Origin of the sequence: Virgibacillus litoralis (assembly GCF_017873675.1) — a bacterium.
Classification (GTDB): Bacteria; Bacillota; Bacilli; order Bacillales; family Amphibacillaceae; genus Lentibacillus; species Lentibacillus litoralis.
Genome location: NZ_JAGGKK010000002.1, coordinates 158,412 through 180,637, shown reverse-complemented (window position 1 = coordinate 180,637; position 22,226 = coordinate 158,412). Strand labels below are relative to the sequence as shown.

21 protein-coding genes are annotated in these 22,226 nt (G+C 36.8%); 18 read left to right on the top strand and 3 right to left on the bottom strand.

What is annotated here, in order from left to right:
• Window positions 1-5: 5 nt before the first annotated feature.
• Window positions 6-929, bottom strand: coding sequence for a ribonuclease HIII (gene rnhC, locus J2Z82_RS03160; protein WP_209479339.1), 924 nt, complete (start codon window positions 927-929; stop codon window positions 6-8).
• 145 nt (window positions 930-1,074) lie between these two features.
• Between rnhC and zapA the strand changes: the two genes are divergently transcribed.
• From zapA to uvrC, 12 genes are all read left to right on the top strand, one after another.
• Window positions 1,075-1,338 (top strand): cell division protein ZapA, encoded by a 264-nt coding sequence (zapA, locus tag J2Z82_RS03155; RefSeq protein WP_209479338.1) that lies wholly within the window; start codon window positions 1,075-1,077, stop codon window positions 1,336-1,338.
• A 3-nt stretch (window positions 1,339-1,341) separates the two neighbouring features.
• Window positions 1,342-1,896 carry a CvpA family protein gene (locus J2Z82_RS03150; RefSeq protein ID WP_209479337.1) on the top strand — a complete coding sequence of 185 codons (555 nt, stop codon included), beginning with the start codon at window positions 1,342-1,344 and terminating at the stop codon, window positions 1,894-1,896.
• A 116-nt stretch (window positions 1,897-2,012) separates the two neighbouring features.
• Window positions 2,013-3,731 (top strand): DNA polymerase/3'-5' exonuclease PolX, encoded by a 1,719-nt coding sequence (gene polX / locus J2Z82_RS03145; protein WP_209479336.1) that lies wholly within the window; start codon window positions 2,013-2,015, stop codon window positions 3,729-3,731.
• Between the two features lie 30 nt (window positions 3,732-3,761).
• Entirely contained in the window at window positions 3,762-6,107 is a 2,346-nt protein-coding gene (locus tag J2Z82_RS03140) for an endonuclease MutS2 (protein WP_209479335.1), read from the top strand.
• 22 nt (window positions 6,108-6,129) lie between these two features.
• Window positions 6,130-6,537: a DUF350 domain-containing protein gene (locus tag J2Z82_RS03135; RefSeq protein WP_209479334.1), complete on the top strand. Its 408-nt coding sequence runs from the start codon at window positions 6,130-6,132 to the stop codon at window positions 6,535-6,537.
• A 181-nt stretch (window positions 6,538-6,718) separates the two neighbouring features.
• Window positions 6,719-8,413 (top strand): long-chain-fatty-acid--CoA ligase, encoded by a 1,695-nt coding sequence (locus tag J2Z82_RS03130; protein ID WP_209479333.1) that lies wholly within the window; start codon window positions 6,719-6,721, stop codon window positions 8,411-8,413.
• 131 nt (window positions 8,414-8,544) lie between these two features.
• Window positions 8,545-9,147, top strand: coding sequence for a fatty acid metabolism transcriptional regulator FadR (locus tag J2Z82_RS03125; protein ID WP_209479332.1), 603 nt, complete (start codon window positions 8,545-8,547; stop codon window positions 9,145-9,147).
• Between the two features lies 1 nt (window position 9,148).
• The gene (locus tag J2Z82_RS03120) at window positions 9,149-9,922 is read left to right on the top strand and encodes an enoyl-CoA hydratase (protein WP_209479331.1); all 774 of its coding nucleotides are present in this window, start codon (window positions 9,149-9,151) and stop codon (window positions 9,920-9,922) included.
• 20 nt (window positions 9,923-9,942) lie between these two features.
• A complete protein-coding gene (locus tag J2Z82_RS03115) occupies window positions 9,943-10,716 on the top strand; it encodes an electron transfer flavoprotein subunit beta/FixA family protein (protein ID WP_209479330.1) in 774 nt (257 codons plus the stop codon).
• A gap of 27 nt (window positions 10,717-10,743) precedes the next feature.
• Window positions 10,744-11,715 (top strand): electron transfer flavoprotein subunit alpha/FixB family protein, encoded by a 972-nt coding sequence (locus J2Z82_RS03110; protein WP_209479329.1) that lies wholly within the window; start codon window positions 10,744-10,746, stop codon window positions 11,713-11,715.
• Window positions 11,716-12,362: 647 nt separating this feature from the next.
• Window positions 12,363-12,677: a thioredoxin gene (gene trxA, locus J2Z82_RS03105; RefSeq protein WP_092492390.1), complete on the top strand. Its 315-nt coding sequence runs from the start codon at window positions 12,363-12,365 to the stop codon at window positions 12,675-12,677.
• A 168-nt stretch (window positions 12,678-12,845) separates the two neighbouring features.
• Window positions 12,846-14,630, top strand: a complete 1,785-nt coding sequence (gene uvrC / locus J2Z82_RS03100) for an excinuclease ABC subunit UvrC (RefSeq protein ID WP_209479328.1) — start codon at window positions 12,846-12,848, stop codon at window positions 14,628-14,630.
• 206 nt (window positions 14,631-14,836) lie between these two features.
• Here uvrC and J2Z82_RS03095 read toward each other — a convergent pair whose 3' ends face one another.
• Window positions 14,837-15,277, bottom strand: a complete 441-nt coding sequence (locus tag J2Z82_RS03095) for a DUF2507 domain-containing protein (RefSeq protein ID WP_209479327.1) — start codon at window positions 15,275-15,277, stop codon at window positions 14,837-14,839.
• Between the two features lie 535 nt (window positions 15,278-15,812).
• On the opposite strand from J2Z82_RS03095, the gene J2Z82_RS03090 reads away from it, so the two are divergent.
• The 4 genes from J2Z82_RS03090 to J2Z82_RS03075 all read left to right on the top strand — a co-directional run bounded on the left by J2Z82_RS03090 (window position 15,813) and on the right by J2Z82_RS03075 (window position 19,600).
• A complete protein-coding gene (locus J2Z82_RS03090) occupies window positions 15,813-16,433 on the top strand; it encodes a succinate dehydrogenase cytochrome b558 subunit (protein WP_209479326.1) in 621 nt (206 codons plus the stop codon).
• Between the two features lie 29 nt (window positions 16,434-16,462).
• Window positions 16,463-18,211 carry a succinate dehydrogenase flavoprotein subunit gene (sdhA, locus tag J2Z82_RS03085; protein WP_209479325.1) on the top strand — a complete coding sequence of 583 codons (1,749 nt, stop codon included), beginning with the start codon at window positions 16,463-16,465 and terminating at the stop codon, window positions 18,209-18,211.
• A 20-nt stretch (window positions 18,212-18,231) separates the two neighbouring features.
• Entirely contained in the window at window positions 18,232-18,996 is a 765-nt protein-coding gene (sdhB, locus tag J2Z82_RS03080) for a succinate dehydrogenase iron-sulfur subunit (RefSeq protein ID WP_209479324.1), read from the top strand.
• Between the two features lie 145 nt (window positions 18,997-19,141).
• A complete protein-coding gene (locus J2Z82_RS03075) occupies window positions 19,142-19,600 on the top strand; it encodes an acyl-CoA thioesterase (RefSeq protein WP_209479323.1) in 459 nt (152 codons plus the stop codon).
• 16 nt (window positions 19,601-19,616) lie between these two features.
• Here J2Z82_RS03075 and J2Z82_RS03070 read toward each other — a convergent pair whose 3' ends face one another.
• Window positions 19,617-19,841 (bottom strand): helix-turn-helix domain-containing protein, encoded by a 225-nt coding sequence (locus J2Z82_RS03070; protein WP_092492397.1) that lies wholly within the window; start codon window positions 19,839-19,841, stop codon window positions 19,617-19,619.
• A 338-nt stretch (window positions 19,842-20,179) separates the two neighbouring features.
• On the opposite strand from J2Z82_RS03070, the gene J2Z82_RS03065 reads away from it, so the two are divergent.
• Window positions 20,180-21,661: a potassium/proton antiporter gene (locus tag J2Z82_RS03065; protein ID WP_209479322.1), complete on the top strand. Its 1,482-nt coding sequence runs from the start codon at window positions 20,180-20,182 to the stop codon at window positions 21,659-21,661.
• Between the two features lie 94 nt (window positions 21,662-21,755).
• The gene (locus J2Z82_RS03060) at window positions 21,756-22,208 is read left to right on the top strand and encodes a MarR family winged helix-turn-helix transcriptional regulator (RefSeq protein ID WP_209479321.1); all 453 of its coding nucleotides are present in this window, start codon (window positions 21,756-21,758) and stop codon (window positions 22,206-22,208) included.
• Window positions 22,209-22,226 lie beyond the last annotated feature (18 nt).

Genomic DNA, 22,226 nt, shown 5'->3' with positions numbered 1-22,226 from the left:
TGGTGCTAGAGATAATTTTTTGCTTTTTTTGTATTGGCAAAGTGTGTTTTTGCATATGCGTTCAAAGATTTTTCACCCTTGGATTTAATGATACTTGCGATGGTTTGATCAACTTTTTTGGAAGCTCCTTTTGGCAATGCAATTCCAGTTTTGGCTGATAGTTTATCCATTTCATTCAGAAAGCTGGTTCTAGCAATAATTGATCCTGCAGCAACTGCTATTGAATAACTCTCGGCTTTTGTCATGAAATACGTATTATCCGCAAGTTTCTGCTTCTCCGTTGCTATATGTTTTTTATAAACAGATGGTTCACAGAATTGATCAATCAGAATGCCATCTACTGATGCTGCACCTATCTTTTTGAGCAGATTATTAATGGCATGATGATGAAGCATGGCCTTCATTTTTCCCTGTGTCCATCCCTGATTTTGCAGTTTATTGTATTTTTCATTATGTAATATTAACAAAGAATAGGGTAAATCCAGATTCATAATATCTTTAGATACTTTTCGAATCGTTGAATCTGTCAAATTTTTAGAATCCTTCACACCTAATTCCTTGAGCAGTTCAACTTGCTCTTTTTTAACAAATGCTGCTGCTACAGTGATTGGCCCAAAATAATCACCTGTTCCTGCCTCATCCGAACCAATATGGTTGCTCGTGAATAGAGTATCTGGTGGAGAAAAAGCATTTGTTTTTTGAACTGCCTTCTTTGTTTGTTTTGTATTTTCGCTTATCCATTTTTTTGCTTCAGCAGCAGGAGCGTTTCCTTGGAACATCACTTTACCCGATTTATATGCAGTTATGACTGCATTTGAAGTCTTGGCACGAAAAATAGCTCCTTGTGGTGTTGATTGCAGTGCATTGGCATAAAAGCGTCTCATTTCTTCTATTGTATTCTGTGGTATAACGTATACATTTTGTGGCATAGGATCCTCCAATTATATTATCTATTAACTATAGCAAATGTTGGGTATAAATGAAAAGAATGATTTCGTATGGTCAACAGTTTCCTCAATGGCAAACTTTGTGTTAATATAAAGTGGACTATTTTTGAATTAGGGGGGTATTCGTGTGACCCAAGATGACAAAACACGTATAACAGTTGAAATACATAATAAATCTTATACAGTTGTTGGCAAAGAAAATGCCGACCACGTTCGTCTGGTTGCAAGTCTAGTAGATCAAAAAATGCGTGATATTCAAGGACTAAACCAACAACTCACTACTTCGGAACTTGCCGTTCTTACAGCTGTAAATACGATGAATGATTATATGAAATTAAAAGAAGACTATGCAACATTACTAGGGTCAAAAAACAAGGAAGAGGATAAATAGCGTATGGTTGATATTATTTTAATTGCACTATTAATATTTGGATTTTTTATTGGATTAAAGAGAGGTTTTATCTTACAAGCATTTCACTTAATAGGATTTATTGCAGCATTTATACTGGCAGCCTTATACTATGACCAGCTGGCACCGCGACTTGCATTATGGATACCATATCCCGAATTAGAAAATAATAGTGCATGGGCTGATTTTTTAGAGGCATTACCCATTGAAGGTGCTTTTTATAACGCTATAGCTTTTGCGATTATTTTTTTTGCTGCCAAGATAATTATGCAAATAATAGCATCAATGCTTGATTTTGTAGCAGACTTGCCAATATTAAATTCTGTAAACAAATTACTGGGTGCAGTATTGGGATTTGTTGAGATATATCTCTTAATTTTCGTGGTATTATATGTTCTGGCATTAACACCATTAACAGAAATACAATCCTGGATAAACAGTTCTTCTGTAGCATTATTTATTATTGAACACACACCAGTTTTATCAGAACAGATTAAGACATTATGGTTTGAACACGTTGATGATTTACTTAAATTTTAATTGAATAATCGAGACTGATTCAACGTATTAGGGTAGTCCTTGTATGTCATGTACAATAGATATAGCCTTTTTATGGATCAGTCTTTTTTCATAGTAAAAATAGTAGGTGATATATAATGACAATTAACAAAAAAGATGTAATCAAATTACTTGAAAAAGTTGCTATATATTTAGAACTTAAAGGAGAAAACCCTTTTAAAATCTCTGCTTATCGAAAAGCAGCACAGGCTCTTGAGCGTGATGACCGCTCTCTGACAGATATAGAAGACTTCAAGAAGATTAAGGGTATTGGAAAAGGGACAAGTGCAGTAATTGATGAATATATTGAAAATGAATCATCTGAAACGTTAAACCAGTTAGAAAAGGAAGTACCAAACGGTTTAATACCGTTACTGAACCTTCCAGGTCTTGGCGGGAAAAAGCTAGCCAAGTTTTACCAGGAGCTAGGTGTGACTGATGCGGATTCGCTTAAGGAAGCTTGTGAAAGTGGAAAAGTGGAAAGTCTTGAAGGTTTCGGAAAAAAATCAGCCGACAAAATACTTGCTGCTCTGGAGGATGCAAATACCCGCCCGGAACGTCTGCCAATAGCATTTATGCTGCCAATAGCAGAAAGAATTGAAACGTATCTAAAAGATATGCAAACTATACATGACTATTCTCGTGCTGGAAGTTTACGGAGAATGCGGGAAACCGTAAAAGATATCGATTTTATTATTGCATCGGAACATCCGGAAATTGTCCACGATGCATTACTTGAAATGGAGAATATAAAAGAAGTAATTGCTAAAGGCGAGACAAAAGTATCCGTTACATTGGAAGATGTATATGATGTAAATGTTGATTTTCGGATAGTAGCGCCAAATGAATTTGCCTCAACATTACACCATTTTACGGGGTCAAAGGACCATAATGTTGCAATGCGACAACTGGCTAAATCCAAGGGTGAGAAGATAAACGAGTATGGAGTTGATGTTGAGGAAACAGGGGAAACCTTAACATTCCAAGATGAAAAGCAATTTTTCGAGCATTTTGGATTACAGTTTATTCCACCTGAAGTACGTGAAAACACCGGTGAAGTGGAAGCCTTTCGAGAAAACGTACCATTAATCAATTTAGATGATATCCGTGGAGACTTACACATGCATACGACATGGAGCGACGGTGCACAATCTTTAGAAGAGATGGTTAACCGTGCTCGTGAAAAAAATTATGATTATATTACGATAACGGATCACTCTAAGTTTTTGCAGGTTGCTAATGGATTAAATGAAACAAGATTGCGCAAACAGAGAGAAGAAATAAATAGGTTAAACGAAAAATATGATGATATTCATATATTTGCTGGTGTTGAGATGGATATTTTACCTGATGGTTCATTAAATTTTGATGATACGTTTTTGCAGGAAATGGACTTCGTAATCGGAGCTATTCATTCAAGTTTTAATCAGTCGCAGGAGAAAATTATGGAAAGGTTATATGCTGCGCTTGATAACCCATATGTATCATTAATTGCGCATCCTACGGGAAGGCTTATTGGTCGTCGTACGGGGTATAACGTTGATGTTGATAAGTTAATTCAACGTGCAAAAGAAACTGGAACAGCACTGGAAATCAATGCTAATCCAAACCGTTTGGATCTCTCAGCTGAATGGGCCCGAAAAGTCCAAAGTGCTGGAGTCAAAATTGCTATTAGCACCGATGCGCATAACTATAATATGCTTGATCATATGACATATGGTGTACGCACAGCACGTAAAGGCTGGATTAGAAAGGAAAACGTATTAAATACCTGGTCAAAAGAGAAACTAATTGACTTCATGAATCGTACTAAATAAACGGGAAGAAAGTAAAAGGAGCAAGTCTTTATGAATGAGCGTATTCTACACGTACTTGAATTTAATAAAATTACCGATCAATTAAGTAAACAGGCGGCTACTTCGATAGGGAAGGACTTTTGTTCCAGCTTAAAACCCTCAATAAATATAGACGAAGTAAAAGAATTGCAGGCAGAAACAGATGAAGCCAGTCAAATTTTAAGGTTAAATGCAACAATTCCATTAGGTGGTATATTTGATATACGCGCTAGTATTAAACGAAGTGTCATTGGTGGTGTCTTGCCTCCTCTGGAGTGTCTGGAAGTTGCAAACACCCTTCATGCGGGTCGTCAGGTTAAAAGTTTTATGGAAAAAATAGAAGAAGACATGCCTATTCTTAAAAATCTTGGGACTCAAATTATTACGTTACGTGATCTGGAAACGCATATTAATAGCTGTATCGACGATAACGGACATATGATGGATAGTGCCTCGGTTAAATTACGTAGTGTCCGTTCTTCCATTAGGACGTATGAAAGCAGATTACGTGATAAACTGGATGGCTACACAAAATCGAAAAGTAATATGCTGTCAGATGCAATCATAACGATTCGAAATGACCGATATGTTTTACCAGTAAAACAGGAGTATCGAGGGTCTGTTGGTGGAATTGTCCACGATCAATCCGCTTCAGGCGCAACTTTATTTATGGAACCAAAAGCTGTAGTTGATCTTAATAACCAATTGCAGGAAGCAAAGGTTAAGGAAAAACAAGAGATCGACAGGATTTTGCGTGAATTAAGTGATCATATTGCAAATAATGAAGGTTCTTTATATGAAAATGTAACTGTCTTAGCAAAAATTGATTTTATGGTTGCCAGAGCAAAATTAGGAATGCAAATGAAAGCAGCAATGCCAAAAATGAACGATAATGGAATTATAAAAATGACACAAGCGCGCCATCCGCTTATCCCAATGGATGAAGTGGTTGCTAATGATGTGGAATTGGGAGAAGATTATACATCAATTGTTATCACGGGACCAAATACGGGCGGTAAAACGGTAATTTTGAAAATGATCGGATTATGCACATTAATGGCCCAGTCAGGACTCAGAATTCCTGCCTTTGATGGCTGTGAAATGGCTGTATTTGAGGATGTTTTTGCGGATATTGGTGATGAGCAATCAATTGAGCAAAGTCTAAGTACTTTTTCTTCACACATGACCAATATTGTCTCAATTCTGCAACATGTCAATCATAAGTCATTAGTGCTTTTTGATGAACTTGGTGCTGGTACAGACCCTCAGGAAGGTGCAGCATTGGCAATGTCTATTCTGGATGAAGTAATTTCGCGTGGTTCACGTATTGTGGCAACAACACATTACCCAGAGTTAAAAGCTTACGGGTACAATCGGGAGAATGTTGTTAATGCTTCCGTGGAATTTGATGTACAAACATTAAAACCAACTTATCGGTTGCTGATAGGTGTACCAGGACGCAGTAATGCCTTTGAAATTTCCAAGCGACTGGGTCTTAACGAAAAGGTTATTAATCATGCTAAGAGTCATATTGGTATTGATTCTAAAAGTGTGGAGAACATGATAGCGTCTCTTGAGAAATCACAGCGCCAAGCTGAAGCAGACTATCAGGAGGCACATGATACCTTACTTGCCAGTGAACAATTGCGAAAAGATATCGAGAAGGAATGGAAACATTTCGAGGAAAAGCGTGAATCGTTGTATAAAAAAGCGGAGGAAAAAGCTGAAAAGTCGTTACAGAATGCCAAAGAAGAAGCGGAAATGATTGTTGACGAATTACGAAATATGAAATCCGGTTCACAATTAAAAGAGCATGAATGGATTGAAGCCAAAAAAATGCTTGAAGAGGCTCAACCAAATCTTTCCAGCAAAAATCATAACGAGCCAGTTAAAGAATCGACGGCAGCCAAACAAGGTCTGCAGGCTGGTGATGAAATTAAGCTATTGTCGGTAAATCAGCAAGGAACCGTTCTGGAGAAAGTCACAGAAAATGAATATCTTGTTCAGGTTGGGATTATGAAGGTTAAAGTAAAACGAGATGAATTACAGCTCGTAAACAAGAAAAATTCGGTTGTTGAAAGACCTATGGCGACAGTAAAAGGATCGAGTTATCATGTAAAAACAGAGCTTGATTTACGCGGTCAGCGATTTGAAGATGCGCTAGTGAACTTGGAAAAATATATTGATGATGCAATACTTGCCGGCTATCCTAAAGTATCAATTATTCATGGAAAAGGCACCGGTGCTCTTCGAAAGGGAGTGAAAGAATTTACTCAAAGACACCCTAGTATAACTGCGGCTAGGCCAGGATCACAAGGTGAAGGCGGAAGCGGTGTAACAATTTTGGAGCTGAAGTAACAGAAGTAAGGGGGGAATTCAAGTGACTGACTTTTGGGAGATTATTTTTGTGGAAACTGCTGCAAGGTACAGCGTGGTTATTCTTTGTACAATTGTATTTTTAGCAGTGTTTGAACTTGTAACCTCATACCGTAACTGGGTGGAAGTTAAGCGCGGGAATTTTGCTGTAGCTATGGCAACGGGGGGGAAAATATTTGGAATAGCTACTATATTCCGCTATTCAATTGAACACAATGATACGCTTATAGAAAGTATTGGCTGGGGTATTTTTGGATTTATATTATTATTGATAGGTTATTTTATATTTGAATTTTTAACACCGACAATCAATATAGATGAAGAAATTGGAATAGGGAATAATGCAGTCGGATTTATTTCGATGATGATTTCTATCGGATTAGCATTTGTCATCGGCGCAAGTATTGGATAAGGGGAGAGTACATTGGAAACACTAGCCAAAATATTAGCTGTAATTTCAGTTATTTTTGTTGTTGTTGGAATCATATACTTAATTTAAGCATGAAATTTTTGCAAAATTAATAAATAAAATTTCAAAAAATACTAATTAATCGGTATAATGGAATTAATAGATAAAAAGGAGGAGTAAAAATATGGAGAATAAACGTTGGCATGTCCACTATCCAGAAGAGATTCCCACTACAATAGAATACGACCAGAAGCCACTACATTCATTCCTTGCCGCAACAGCTGAACTATACCCAGAAAAGAAAGCGCTTCATTTTATGGGGAAGGAAATAACATTTGCAGAAGTTTTTTCACAAGCTAAGAAAATGGCGAAATACATGCAGTCCCTTGGTCTGGAAAAAGGTGATCGAGTTGCAATCATGCTGCCAAATTGTCCACAGGCAGTAATAAGTTATTATGGAGCGTTAATGGCTGGAGCTGTTGTCGTTCAGACAAACCCTTTATACAAGGAAAGGGAACTCGAATATCAATTAAATGATTCTGGTGCAACATTTATCGTTTGTCTGGATATATTATTACCTCGCGTTACAAATGTACGGGGAAACACATCGCTTAAGCATACGATTGTTACGTGTATTAAGGATTATTTACCATTTCCAAAGAATTTGATTTATCCATTTATCCAGAAGAAGCAGTATAATATGGTCGTGAAAGTCGAACAATCAGAAGACACTCATGTTTGGCAATCCATTATTGAAGGTGGAGCTGAGGATTATAATCCCGTAGAAGTCAATCCAATAGAGGACCTTGCACTACTTCAATATACTGGTGGCACAACAGGACACCCCAAGGGAGTTATGCTCTCTCATTATAATTTAGTAGCCAATGTACAAATGAGCCAAGCATGGCTATATAAGGCTAAGCCAGGAAAGGAAACGGTCTTAGGTGTCTTACCATTTTTTCATGTATACGGGATGACCACTGTGATGAATATGGCTATTATGCTTGGTTCTAAAATGGTACTGCTGCCAAAATTTGATGCTGAAGAAGTACTTAAAACAATTCATAAACAAAAGCCAACTATGTTTCCGGGAGCACCAACCATTTATGTTGGATTATTAAATCATCCCAACCTAAAAAAGTATGATTTATCATCGATTGAAGCTTGTATTAGCGGATCTGCCCCATTGCCAACAGAGGTACAGGAACAATTTGAAAAGGTAACTGGCGGAAGGTTAGTAGAAGGATATGGATTAACTGAATCATCCCCTGTCACACATGCTAATTTTGTCTGGGATAACCGTGTTAACGGAAGTATAGGGGTGCCATGGCCAGATACAGATGCAAAGATATTTAAAGTAGAAACCATGGAAGAAGCAGTAGTTGGAGAAGTTGGAGAAGTTGCTGTTAAAGGGCCGCAGATTATGAAAGGATATTGGAACAATCAGGATGAAACAGACAATGTTTTAAAAGATGGCTGGTTGTTTACTGGTGATTTGGGCTATATGAATGAAGAAGGTTATTTCTATATTGTTGACCGCAAAAAAGATATGATAATTGCCGGCGGCTATAATATCTATCCTAGAGAAATAGAGGAAGTATTATACGAGCACGAAGCTGTCCAAGAAGCAGTTGTAGCTGGAATTCCTGATCCATATCGCGGAGAAACGGTTAAAGCATATGTCGTGCAAAAATCAGGTTATCAGATAGAGGAAGAAGAACTGAATGCACATTGCAGGAAACACTTAGCAGCCTTTAAAGTACCAAGAATTTATGAATTTCGTGATGAACTGCCAAAAACCGCAGTAGGTAAAATACTACGGAGGAAGTTAGTCGATGAAGAAAAAGAAAAGTTACAGGAAAAAAGTAATACAATTTGAGCATAATGCTCTCTTTTCGTATAATTATTGTACAAGCTTTATATTGACATTATAAATGAGACTTTGTACAATTAACATGAATGACCATTCATTCAGTTTGTGAGCAAGAGGTATATGCTAAGGAGATTATCATGAGAAAAAACAGACCGAAGTACAAACAAATTATCGAGGCAGCTGTTGAGACAATTGCGGATAATGGGTATCATGCTTCACAAGTATCAAAAATTGCCAAAAAAGCAGGAGTAGCTGACGGAACAATCTATCTTTATTTTAAAAATAAGGAAGATATTCTTGTATCTGTTTTTGAAGAAAAAATGGGACAGTTTATCGAACAGATTGCTTCCAGCATCAATGAGAAACAAAATGCAGATGAAAAACTGCGAACGCTAATTGAAATGCATTTTCTGCAGCTTGCAAATGATCATCACTTAGCTATTGTTACGCAATTGGAATTAAGACAGTCAAATACAGCATTACGGATGAAGATAAATGAAGTTTTAAAACCGTATTTAGTTGTAATTGATGATATAATTAAAGAAGGGACCGAAGAAAAGATATTTCGGGACGATTTAAATATTCCTCTTGTCCGGCAAATGATTTTTGGTACCCTGGATGAAATAGTTACAAACTGGGTTATGAAAGAACAAAGGTATGATTTAGTTAAACAGACTTCGGATGTCCATACATTAATTATAAATGGACTTTCCGTTAAAGAAGTAGTAAAGGAGGATTGAATTGGGGACACTAACGTATGAAACAAAGAAGAACGTTGCAATTTTAACTATTCAGAGCCCACCAGCCAACGCATTATCTAGCAATCTATTAAACGATTTGAGTGAAAAGCTGGACGAAATTGAAAACGATAACAATATAAAAGCAATAATTTTACATGGAGAAGGAAAATTCTTCTCAGCAGGTGCAGATATTAAGGAATTCACATCCTTGCAAAACGCTTCAGATTACCAAGCGTTGGCAGAAAAAGGTCAAGCGTTGTTTAATCGAATTGAGCACTACCCAATACCAGTCATTGCTGCTATACATGGTGCAGCATTAGGTGGAGGATTGGAACTTTCAATGGCCTGCCATATTCGAATAGTTTCAGAGAATGCAAAGCTGGGCTTACCTGAATTAACACTGGGTATTATCCCAGGATTTGCTGGTACTCAGCGCTTGCCGCATTATGTTGGAACAGCGAAAGCATATGAAATGATTTTGAGCGGCCAACCCATTAGCGGAACAGAAGCTAAAGCGTTTGGTCTAGCGAATCAGGCAGTAAAGGAAGAAGAAGTCTTTAATGCAGCGACTAAGCTTGCCGAAGCAATTGCAGCAAAAAGTAAACCAACAATCAATAATATAATGCATTTGATTCCTTACTCAAAAACAGAACAGTTTTCACAAGGTGTTCATGAGGAAGCACAAGCATTTGGTAAGATTTTTGGTTCTGAGGATGCAAAAGAAGGTGTGCAGGCTTTTATAGAGAAGCGCAAACCTAACTTCCAAGATAAATAGTTTAAAGGAGGATATCACAAATGAACATATATGTATTGTTAAAAAAGACATTTGATACAGAAGAAAAAATTGCTGTTTCAAATGGACGAATTGAAGATGATGGTGCTGAATACATTATTAATCCATATGATGAATATGCAGTAGAAGAAGCAATTAAACAGAAAGACGCTCATGGTGGCGAAGTGACGGTTGTTACGGTAGGCGATGAAGACTCCGAAAAACAATTACGCACTGCATTAGCTATGGGTGCAGATAAAGCTGTACTAATTAATACTGAAGATGATCTTGAAGATGGAGATCAGTTTACAACAGCTAAAATTTTACAAACTTACTTTGAAGATAAGGAAGCAGATTTAATTCTTGCAGGTAATGTTGCCATTGACGAAGCAAGCGGTCAAGTTGGACCAAGACTTGCAGAAAGTCTGGGAATTCCTTACATTACTACGATTACTGCATTGGAGATCGATGGCGACACAGTAAAAATCGATAAAGATGTAGAAGGTGACGTGGAAAAAATTGAGACAAGTCTTCCTGTTCTTGTAACATGTCAGCAAGGTCTAAATGACCCAAGATATCCTTCTCTTCCAGGGATTATGAAAGCGAAGAAGAAGCCATTAGAGGAATTGGAAATTGATGACCTTGACTTGGAAGAAGAAGACGTTGAAGCAAAAACAAATACAGTCGATATATTTCTGCCACCAGAAAAAGAAGCCGGCAGAGTTCTTGAGGGTGAGATAGACGATCAGGTTCAAGAACTAGTTTCTTTATTAAAAAATGATGCAAAAGTACTGTAAACCTTTACTACAGAAAGGAGAAAACACATGAGTGATAAATTACTAGTTATAGGCGAAGCAAGAGATGGAGTGTTACGTAATGTAACATTTGAAGCAATTGCAGCAGCAAAAAAAATAAATTCCGACGGAGAAATTGTTGGAGTACTGTGTGGTAATGATGACTTGGATACCCAAGCACAGGAAATGATTTATTATGGTGCAGATCGTGTTGTAACTGTCCAGCATGATGAATTAGAGGCGTATACATCGGAGGGGTATGGTCAGGCAATCCTGCCGGTTATTGATGATGAGTCACCAAATGGAATAATAATGGGCCATACAGCTATAGGAAAAGACCTAACACCTAAGTTAGCAAGTAAATTAGAAACTGGCCTAATTTCAGATGCGACGGAAATAGAGGTTGAAGGTGATAAAGCAGTATTTATTCGACCAATATATTCTGGTAAAGCATTTGAAAAGAAAACTATTTCAAGTGGTTTAACGTTTGCTACAATCCGTCCTAATAATATTCCTGCATTAGAGCGTGATGAATCTCGCTCTGGTGACGTTAATACAAAAGAAGTGGATATTGCTAATATTCGTACTGTAATAAAAGAGGTTATTCGCAAAGCTTCAGAAGGCGTAGATCTATCAGAAGCAAACGTTATTATTGCGGGTGGCCGTGGTGTAAAGAGTGAGGAAGGCTTTAAACCACTATATGAATTAGCGGATGTTTTAGGTGGAGCAGTTGGAGCTTCACGTGGTGCATGTGATGCGGAATATTGTGATTATGCACTTCAAATTGGTCAAACAGGGAAAGTTGTTACACCCGACTTATATATTGCTGTAGGTATTTCTGGTGCTATACAGCATTTGGCTGGTATGTCTAACTCAAAAGTAATCGTAGCTATTAACAAAGATCCAGAATCAAATATCTTTAATGTTGCTGATTACGGTATTGTTGGAGACTTATTTGATGTAGTTCCAAAGCTAATAGAAGAAGTTAAGAAATTGAAATAGATTGTTTGAAGACCTGATCAAAGCTTGATCAGGTCTTTTACTTCGCTTACGAAAGAAACTTATTAATGTATGACTGTTTTCTAAAAGATTGCTGCTTTTTCCAAACAATAAGTTTTAGACACAGTTGATATAAACTGCGAAATACTTTTTAAAAACTTGTGTGCTTATTATGCCGCTTCGGAAATACACTTCGCGCACCAAGGGCGACTTTTGAGCCTCCTTGCTCCTGCGTCGCTGCGTAGTCTCATCTATGCCCAAGCTTCCACAGGAGTCTACGTGTATTTCCTCCGCTGTTGACTCGAGTAGAAATCGCTATAGAATAAATGTATGACAGCACTGCACTAGTCCGGGTGAGCGGAGGGCGGTGACTCCTGCGGAAATAGCACGTGTCCGAAGATACCCCGCAGAGTGTTTTTCGCAACGGAGGCTGAGGCCGTGCCCTAAGGTGCGCATCCGCCCGTAACGACCCCGGACGGGGGACTAGAGTTTATAAAGATTATTCCAGCAGTTACCTCGCATTTTATATCAAAAACGAGGGTTAATAAACAGCAAATTGTACAAAAGAATATTGTGTATAAGCAAACTATTCGCAAGGAAATACTAACGATGATATACTCTATTTAAAGCTTGATTGAGGAGGAATGAAAATGGCAATTGTTCATGTTACAGATCAGAATTTTACTAAAGAGACATCAGAAGGCCTAGTTTTAGCTGACTTTTGGGCTCCATGGTGTGGACCTTGTAAAATGATTGCACCAGTATTAGAAGAAATTGATGGTGAAATGGAAGATAAAGTATCAATTGTAAAACTAGATGTGGACGAAAATCAAGAAACAGCTGGTAAATACGGTGTCATGAGTATCCCAACATTATTACTATTTAAAGATGGCAATGTAGTTGACCAGGTTGTTGGTTTTCAACCTAAGGAAGCACTAGTAGAACTAGTTAACAAACATGCATAAATAAATGTTAAATAGTATAATAAACAGTACTGTGAATCCCTTGTTGCTTTTTTGTAACAGGGGGTTTCTTTATAGTAAGAAATACATATATTTTACCTAGCTAATTTATAAATAAAAGCAGATGTTCAAAAACCATTTGAACACATTTTATAAGGGATGAATTTGATTATGAATCAACAGATAAACGAAAAGTTGGCTGTTCTTCCGTCGCAGCCTGGATGTTACTTAATGAAGGACAAGAACGATACGATAATATATGTTGGAAAATCTAAATTATTACGTAATAGAGTTAGGTCTTATTTTACTGGAGCAAATGATAAGAAGACGCAACGTTTAGTGCTTGAAATAGTGGATTTTGAGTACATTGTGACTACTTCTGAAATTGAAGCACTAATTTTAGAAATGAATTTAATAAAAAAGTATGACCCAAAATATAACGTATTATTGAAAGATGATAAATCATATCCATACTTAAAGATTACTGCTGAAAGGCATCCAAGGCTGCTAATTGTACGTAAGGTTAAGAAAGATAAAGGGAAGTATTTTGGACCATATCCAAACGTACTTGCTGCCCGAGAAACCAAGAAACTTCTCGATCGATTATACCCATTGCGCAAATGTAATAATCCCCCAGGTCGTGTTTGCTTGTATTATCATATGGGTCAGTGCCTTGCATGCAGCGAAAGCCCAGCATCAGAGGATACGTATAATAAAATAACACAGAGCGTAAGTACCTTTTTGCACGGGGGACATAAAGAAATAAAAAGAGATTTAAAAACCAAAATGCACGAAGCAAGCGAAAAGCAAAACTTTGAACGAGCAAAAGAGTTACGCGATCAGATTCAGCATATTGAGGTCGTGATGGAGCAGCAAAGAATGACATTAAATGATCAAGTTGATCGTGATATTTTTGGGTATAGTTATGATAAAGGCTGGATGTGTATCCAAGTATTTTTTGTGAGACAGGGAAAATTAATTGAACGTGATGTGTCGATATTCCCATTTTTTGATGATCCATCTGACACTTTTATTAGCTTTATAGGTAGGTTTTATTTGCACCAGCAGCATCTGAAGCCAAAACAATTACTAGTGCCTATTGGAACGGATACTACATTACTAAGCGAACTATTAGACATTGATGTGCACACACCGTTTCGAGGGAGAAAGAAAGAGCTTGTAGAATTAGCCATGAAAAACGCAACAATCGCGTTAGAGGAAAAATTCTCAATCATTGAACGGAATGAAGAAAGAACCATATTAGCAGTAGAAAAATTAGGTGAAGCTCTTCAAATTGAGATGCCCCACCGTATTGAAGCATTTGATAACTCCAATATACAAGGGACAGATCCTGTTTCGGCAATGGTTGTATTTATTGATGGTCGTCCAAACAAAAAAGAGTATCGTAAATATAAGATCAAAGATGTAAAAGGACCTGACGATTATGAAACAATGCGTGAAGTAATTCGTCGTCGCTACAAAAGGGTCCTAAAGGAAAACCTTCCATTACCAGACTTAATTATTGTAGATGGTGGCAAAGGTCAAATGAGTGCTGCACTTGATGTTTTGGAAAATGAACTAGGATTGGATATTCCTTTATGTGGTTTGGCAAAAGATGACAAACATAAGACAAGTGAATTACTGTATCGTTTCCCACCGGCAGTAATACCATTGTCCAGACAGTCTCAAGAGTTTTACCTTGTACAGCGCATACAGGATGAAGTACATCGATTTGCAATTTCTTTTCATAGACAGCTTCGTGGAAAGGGTTTATTTCAATCGGAACTTGATAAGATTCCAGGAGTGGGTGAAAAAAGAAGAAGGTTATTGTTGACGCATTTTAAATCAGTAACTGAAATAAGAAATGCTTCATTACCCGATTTAACAAAATTAGGTATACCAGCAAATATTGCTGAAATTATATTACATCATCTAAAGAGTGAAAACGAAAAATAAGAAGCGAAACAAATCTATTATTGTTTCGCTTCAATTCCTGTTCTAGGAAGCTATATATGATATAGTTACTGAATTGTCGAGTTAGTCGTGTCCAAATCTATCTTCTAAGGAAGATTTGATTTAAACTGCCACTTAGCGTAGTAACGCCATCTAACCCGTGATGCTTGGTCGTAAACCATACATCGCTAAACAGGAGCTTGCGATTTTTAAAAATCTGTATAAACCACTGAGAATTCTACTTGGTGGATTTTTTTATGTATTTCTTCTGTACATTCACTTGGCACCTGTTTGATATTTTGGATAGCTTCAGCTAAAAAACCAGCTTCCAAACGGAAATCCGTCTCGAATGGTGCATTTAATCTGTATACTACTGAGTCAGCCATTAAGTGAAAAATAAGTTCTTTCTTTTTTTCCTTAACAAGTTCCAATTTGCCCCAACCTAATTTATCAAACGCAAAAATGATATCGGTTATGGACTGTATTTCTAGTTTTCTAGCAATATTTTTACCCATGAAGTAGAGAAGTGTGCCTGATTCAGTCCCTAATAACTCAGGTAAACCTATATACCTGATTACGTCATACCCGGCACCAGATGTATGGAGTTCATCCAGAAGTGAAACAGACATGGCTTTGTGTTTTTTTGACATTGATGTCATCCTTTCCTATCAGTAACCAACTCACAAATACTCTGGTCACGATGTTCGAGATTATCTTGTAGTTTACTAGTTTTATTATCTATATAAATTGCTTATTGTGCAAGTATCCCAATAAAAATTCAAGGATGTTTTATAAGACTTAATTGCTATGAATATAAACTGCGTCATAAGTTGAAAAAATAATTTTAGTACTATGACACCGCTTTGGAACGAATCTAAGCACCCAACAATCTTTAGAACAAAAAATGGGATCACCATATAAAATTAAAATTGTGTCGCAGTCTAAATTTACTACCTGTAAAAGCCGTTGCCTGAAAAAAACAGCTGAATCTAAAGTATAATTATTCAAAAAAATTAGATATATCACATATTAAAATAAAGTGCCTCCTTTTCTTGACGCTTTATACAGTTAGAAGTACAATAAATATGTCATAAATTGTACATTTTTGGACAATAAAAAAATATTGTCATAAAATCTTGTGCATTACTAAGAATAATATAACATAATAACTGAGGGGGGTAACACATGGTAGAACATCGTGAGTTTTTTTATCGTAGACTCCATTCCCTGTTAGGGGTAATACCAATTGGAATTTTCTTGGTTCAACACTTGGTTGTAAATCATTTTGCTGTATATGGTGAAGAAAGTTTTAATAAAGCAGCAGGTTTTATGCATGACTTACCATTTAGGTTAGTATTGGAGATTTTTATTATATTCCTTCCAATTTTGTTCCATGCAATCTTAGGGGTTTATATTGTATTTGTTACAAAAAACAACACAAAACGATATGGTTATTTCCGTAACTGGATGTTTTATTTGCAACGTGTAACAGGTATAATTACATTTGTTTTTATTGCGTGGCATGTCTGGGAAACACGTGTACAAATTGGCATGGGCAACGCAGATTTGGACTACAGTCTAATGGAAAACATTCTTTCTAATCCTGTAATGTTCTGGTTTTACATCCTGGGTGTAATCTCTACTACATTCCATTTTGCTAATGGACTATGGAGCTTCCTAGTATCTTGGGGCATTACACAATCACCGAAGTCACAAAAGATTGTTACATATGCAACATTGCTCGTCTTTTTGGCTATCAGCTATATCGGTGTAAGAGCATTAATTCAATTTGCTTATGGAGTTTAATTTAAGAATAATGGGAGTGAGTAAAAAATATGAGTAATCGTAAAGTCGCGGTTGTAGGCGGCGGTTTAGCCGGTCTTATGGCAACAATCAAAGCAGCTGAAGATGGAGCTATAGTAGACCTGTTTTCTATTGTGCCTGTGAAACGTTCTCACTCTGTATGTGCCCAGGGCGGTATAAACGGTGCAGTAAACACAAAAGGTGAAGGAGATTCACCGTGGAAACACCTTGACGACACAGTATATGGTGGTGACTTTCTTGCAAACCAGCCACCTGTAAAAGCAATGTGTGACGCAGCACCGGGTATAATAAATTTACTGGATCGTATGGGAGTAATGTTCAATCGGACTCCTGAAGGTCTTCTTGATTTTAGGCGTTTTGGTGGTACAAGTGTACACCGTACAGCATATGCAGGAGCGACTACAGGTCAACAATTATTATATGCACTAGATGAACAGGTTCGACGTTATGAAGTTGAAGGATTAGTTAATAAGTATGAAAACTGGGAGTTCCTTGGAGCGATAATAGATGATGATGGCGTAGGGAAAGGAATTGTCGGACAAAACATTAAGACACATGAAATAAAGTCCTTCCCATCAGATGCAACAATTATGTCTACTGGGGGTCCTGGAATTATCTTTGGTAAATCTACAAACTCAATGATCAATACAGGATCTGCAGCAAGTACTTTATACCAGCAGGGTGCAAAGTATGCTAATGGAGAATTTATTCAGATTCATCCTACTGCAATTCCAGGGGATGATAAATTACGTTTAATGAGTGAGTCAGCACGTGGAGAAGGCGGTCGTATTTGGACATATAAAGACGGCGAGCCATGGTACTTCCTAGAGGAGAAATATCCTGCCTATGGAAACCTAGTTACCCGTGATATCGCAACACGTGAAATATTTGATGTTTGTGTAAACCAAAAGTTAGGCATTAACGGAGAAAATATGGTCTACCTTGACTTATCACATAAGGATCCGAAAGAATTGGATGTTAAACTTGGTGGTATCATTGAAATTTATGAAAAATTCGTCGGTGAGGATCCGCGCAAAGTTCCAATGAAAATATTCCCTGCAGTACATTACTCAATGGGAGGACTTTGGGTAGATTATGACCAAATGACGAGCATCCCAGGTATCTTTGCTGCCGGAGAATGTGATTATTCACAGCATGGAGGTAACCGTCTGGGTGCTAACTCATTACTATCTGCAATCTACGGTGGCTCTGTAGCTGGTCCAAATGCAATCAAATATATTGAGGAACTTGAAACACATGTTGAAGATATGTCTCCTGAGTTATTTGAGAATAGAGAAAAAGAGGAGCAGGAAAAGTTTGAAAAGCTTCTGAAAATGGAAGGTGATGAGAATGCTTATCAGCTTCATAAAGAGCTTGGTGAACTAATGACAGATAATGTTACAGTTGTTCGTCATAATGAAAAATTAAAGAACACGATTGAAAAAATCAAAGATCTCCAGAGACGATGGGAAAACATTAATATGGATGACACATCCCGGTGGAGTAACCAAGGTGTTATGTTTACTCGGCAATTAAAAAATATGCTCCACTTAGCACGTGTTATTGCACTTGGTGCTTATAATCGTAATGAAAGCCGCGGTGCACATTATAAACCGGAATTCCCTGAACGAAATGATGAAGAGTGGTTGAAAACAACGATTGCAACATTTGACGAGTCAGAAAATGCTCCGGTTATAACATATGAAGAAGTGGATACTTCTCTAATAGAACCGAGATTAAGGGACTATTCTAAAAAATAATTGAGGGGAGAAAGATATGCATGGCTGAACAAAGTACAGTTACATTTATCATAACTCGACAAGATAGCCCGGATTCACCTTCTTATCAGGAGACATTCAAAGTACCATATAAAAAAAATATGAATGTTATTTCAGGTTTGATGGAAATTCGCCAAAATCCTGTTAATGCAAATGGTGAGAAAACAGCACCTGTCTACTGGGATATGAGCTGTCTTGAAGAAGTTTGTGGAGCTTGTTCAATGGTGATAAACGGGACAGCACGTCAATCATGTGCTACGCTAGTAGATAAATTGGAACAGCCAATACATCTAGAACCAATGAGCACCTTCCCGGTTGTTCGTGATCTGATTGTAGATCGCGAGCAAATGTTTGATGCATTAAAACAGATCAAGGCGTGGGTACCTATTGATGGAACCTATGATCTTGGTCCTGGACCTCGTATGCCCGAGAAAAAACGACAATGGGCATACGAACTTTCAAAATGTATGTCTTGTGGTGTTTGTTTGGAAGCATGTCCAAACGTAAACGATAAATCTGATTTCATCGGACCTGCAGCACTTTCACAAGCAAGATTGTTTAATGCTCATCCAACTGGTGAAATGAATAAAAGTGAACGTTTAGATGGGTTAATGGAAGACGGAGGTATTTCGGGTTGTAGTAATGCACAGAACTGTGTTCAGGTGTGTCCTAAAGGTATTCCATTGACAACATCAATTGCTGCAATGAACCGTGATACAAACATTCAATCTTTCAAAAATTTCTTTGGTAGTGACAACGCGCATTAATTCTATCAAACTATGAAAATACCATGGCCCTTACCTAACATTGGTAAGGGTCATTTTTCAGCAGTTTATAAAGTACTACATAAATGCAACAAGGCATTAATTACTGAGGTGATAAGCCTAGTCAAGCAGGAAGGAGAAGTTTTATTTGAAAACCGTTCCATACATTGAAGATTTAACAAAATGGCAATCTGAATTTTCATTTTACATTCCAATTAAAATACGATTCTCGGAAACTGACATGTTTGGTCATGTCAACAATGTATCAGCATTTATATATTTTGAAGAAGCGCGTATTGAATTTTTAAAGTCAGTTGGTTTATTTCAAAATGTAGGAAGCAATAATGGAGGGGTACCTATTGTTGCGGATTTACAATGCGATTATCACAAACAAATGTATTTTAACGAACAAATGTGGCATTATGTAAAAGTAAATCATATCGGAAACACATCTCTTGATATTCATTACATGGCTTTAAATGATAAGGATGAGTTGTGTTTGACTGGTAGAGGAAGATTAGTGAACATACATCCTGAATCGGGAAAACCAATGTCGATTTCTACTTCTATAAAAGAAAAATTATTAACAAAAACCGACTTCCAATAATGAAAGTCGGTTTTTTTTAGAGCTTTAATTCCCCCATGCGAAGGAGCTCTACTACAGCCTGTGATCGCCCCTTGACTCCTAGCTTTTGCATAGCATTTGAAATGTGGTTTCGGACAGTTTTTTCTGATATAAACAATTCCTGGGCAATTTCCTTTGTTGTTTTATCTTGTACTAAGTGTTCGAATACCTCTTTTTCGCGTTTGGTTAATAATTGCTTCGGTTTGTACTCGTTGTCCTTCAAATGTTAACCCCTCCTTGCTGTCATAGAGCTGCAGGTTGAGAGGAAATTATTTAGTCACTATAGCTTATGAAAATAAGTGCAAACGGTGAGTACAATTATGTAGAATTTTAACTTAAGTCAATCGCTTCTCTTAGAATGTTTATCCGAGAAGGCGTAGTGTATTTTCAAAGTGTATTTTTCATCTCAGTTTATATCAACTGAGCGGAGGGGAAATCTACAAAATTTATCAATAATCAATATATACACCATTAATTTGTTATAATATTAATTATGTTATGTAATTCCCATAACTTTTCCTCATCAACTCTCATCCTTTCATAATTACACGGAGGTTTTCCATGTTAAATGAAATTTTAGAATCAAACCAATTCATATTACTAATGGCATTATTACTAATTATTAGTGTCCTTGTTACGAAATTCTCTACACGGTTAGGTGTACCTTCTCTCGTTCTTTTTATAGGTGTTGGTATGTTAGTGGGTAGTGATGGATTAAATATTATTTACTTTGATAATGCAACAATAGCGCAATTAATAGGTATAATTGCACTTGTTGTAATTTTATTTGAAGGTGGTTTACAGACACAATGGACTAAGATCAAACCAGTCTTGCCATCAGCATTAACTATGGCGACGTCAGGTGTACTAGTTACCACAGGTATTGTTGCAATTGCTTCTAAATACATGCTTGGAATTACCTGGCTGGAAGGATTATTATTAGGATCGATTGTTGGATCTACTGATGCTGCTGCTGTATTTGCTGTATTGAAGGATAAAAATATTAAGGGTAATATCAAATCAATGCTTGAGGCTGAATCAGGTTCAAACGATCCAATGGCAATGTTTTTAACGATTTCTTTTATTCAGTTAATTACACTTGATCAAGCGGGAATAGGTTCATTGATATGGTCATTTTTCTGGCAGATGGGAATTGGGTTATTATGCGGGCTGATAATTGGGAAAGTTGGCAGTTTATCAATTAACCGTATTAACTTAGATTCCAGTGGGCTGTATCCCTTATTTGGACTTGCATTCGCATTTTCTGCCTACAGTATAACCGCATTGATGGATGCTAGCGGATTACTTGCAGTCTACACAGCTGCATTAGTTATCGGCAATTCGGAATTAACGTATCGTCATTCAATTCTTAGATTTAATGAAGGATTTGCTTGGATGGCACAGATTGTTATGTTTGTTATTCTCGGTTTATTTGTTTTTCCAGCAGAACTGTTTCAATGGAACTATTTAATCAACGGGTTGTTAGTTTCGACTGTTTTAATTTTTATAGCACGGCCACTAGCAGTTTATTTGAACCTGGTAAAATCGCAATATAATAATAAGGAGAAATTATTCTTATCATGGGCTGGCTTACGTGGAGCTGTTCCAATCGTATTATCAATATTTCCTATGCTAGCTGGGGTAGAAGGTAGCCAAGTTATGTTTAATGTTGTCTTTTTCGTTGTGTTAACATCAACACTTGTTCAAGGATCAACCATTACATTTATGTCTTCCAAATTAGGATTAGAAGGTGAAGCCAAAGAAAGATCGATGCACTCCTTAGAACTGATTTCAATGGGAAAAACCAATGTGGAGATGGTTGAATATGATGTTACCAACAAAAATAAAATTATTGGTGAAACCCTTGAGCGTATTACATTGCCAGATAATGCATTAATTAATGCAATTATACGAAATAATGAGATCATCACACCAAATGGGCAAACAGTGATTGAAGAGCATGATACACTGTACATCTTGGTATCCCGAAAGAGTAAGCAAAAATTAATAAAACTATTAGAAAAAGATGCCGATACACCATAAGAAATTTGTAGTTTATATTATGAATAAATAAAAATCTGCTCGAATTATGTTAAAATACTCATAGAAAAAGGAAATATACTGGGGGGTTACCCATTTGGAAGATGATGTATCAATAGAAGCAATAGCTGATGTAGAGAAAAGACTTCGTTATATATCAGGTATTATCAAACAGAATGGTCGAAAGATATTAAATAATTACCCAATTACATCACCACAATTTATCGCATTACAATGGTTGATTGAGGAAGGTGATTTAACAATTGGGGAGCTATCCAATAAAAACGGGTTAGCATTTAGTACCACAACCGATTTAGTAGATCGCATGGAGAAAAATGAACTGGTCGAAAGAATAAGAGATATCAATGATCGTCGTGTTGTGAGAATTCACGTATTAAAAAAAGGAAATTCCATTATCCAAGAAGTAATTCAAAAACGTCAAGAATATTTAGGAGAGGTTTTAACAAACTTTTCAATAGAACAAACAGATACGTTGAACGATTTACTTTCGTTTTTATATGAACAGATGCGGTGTGTCAATGAAAAATAAACAGCATAGAAGAGGCGA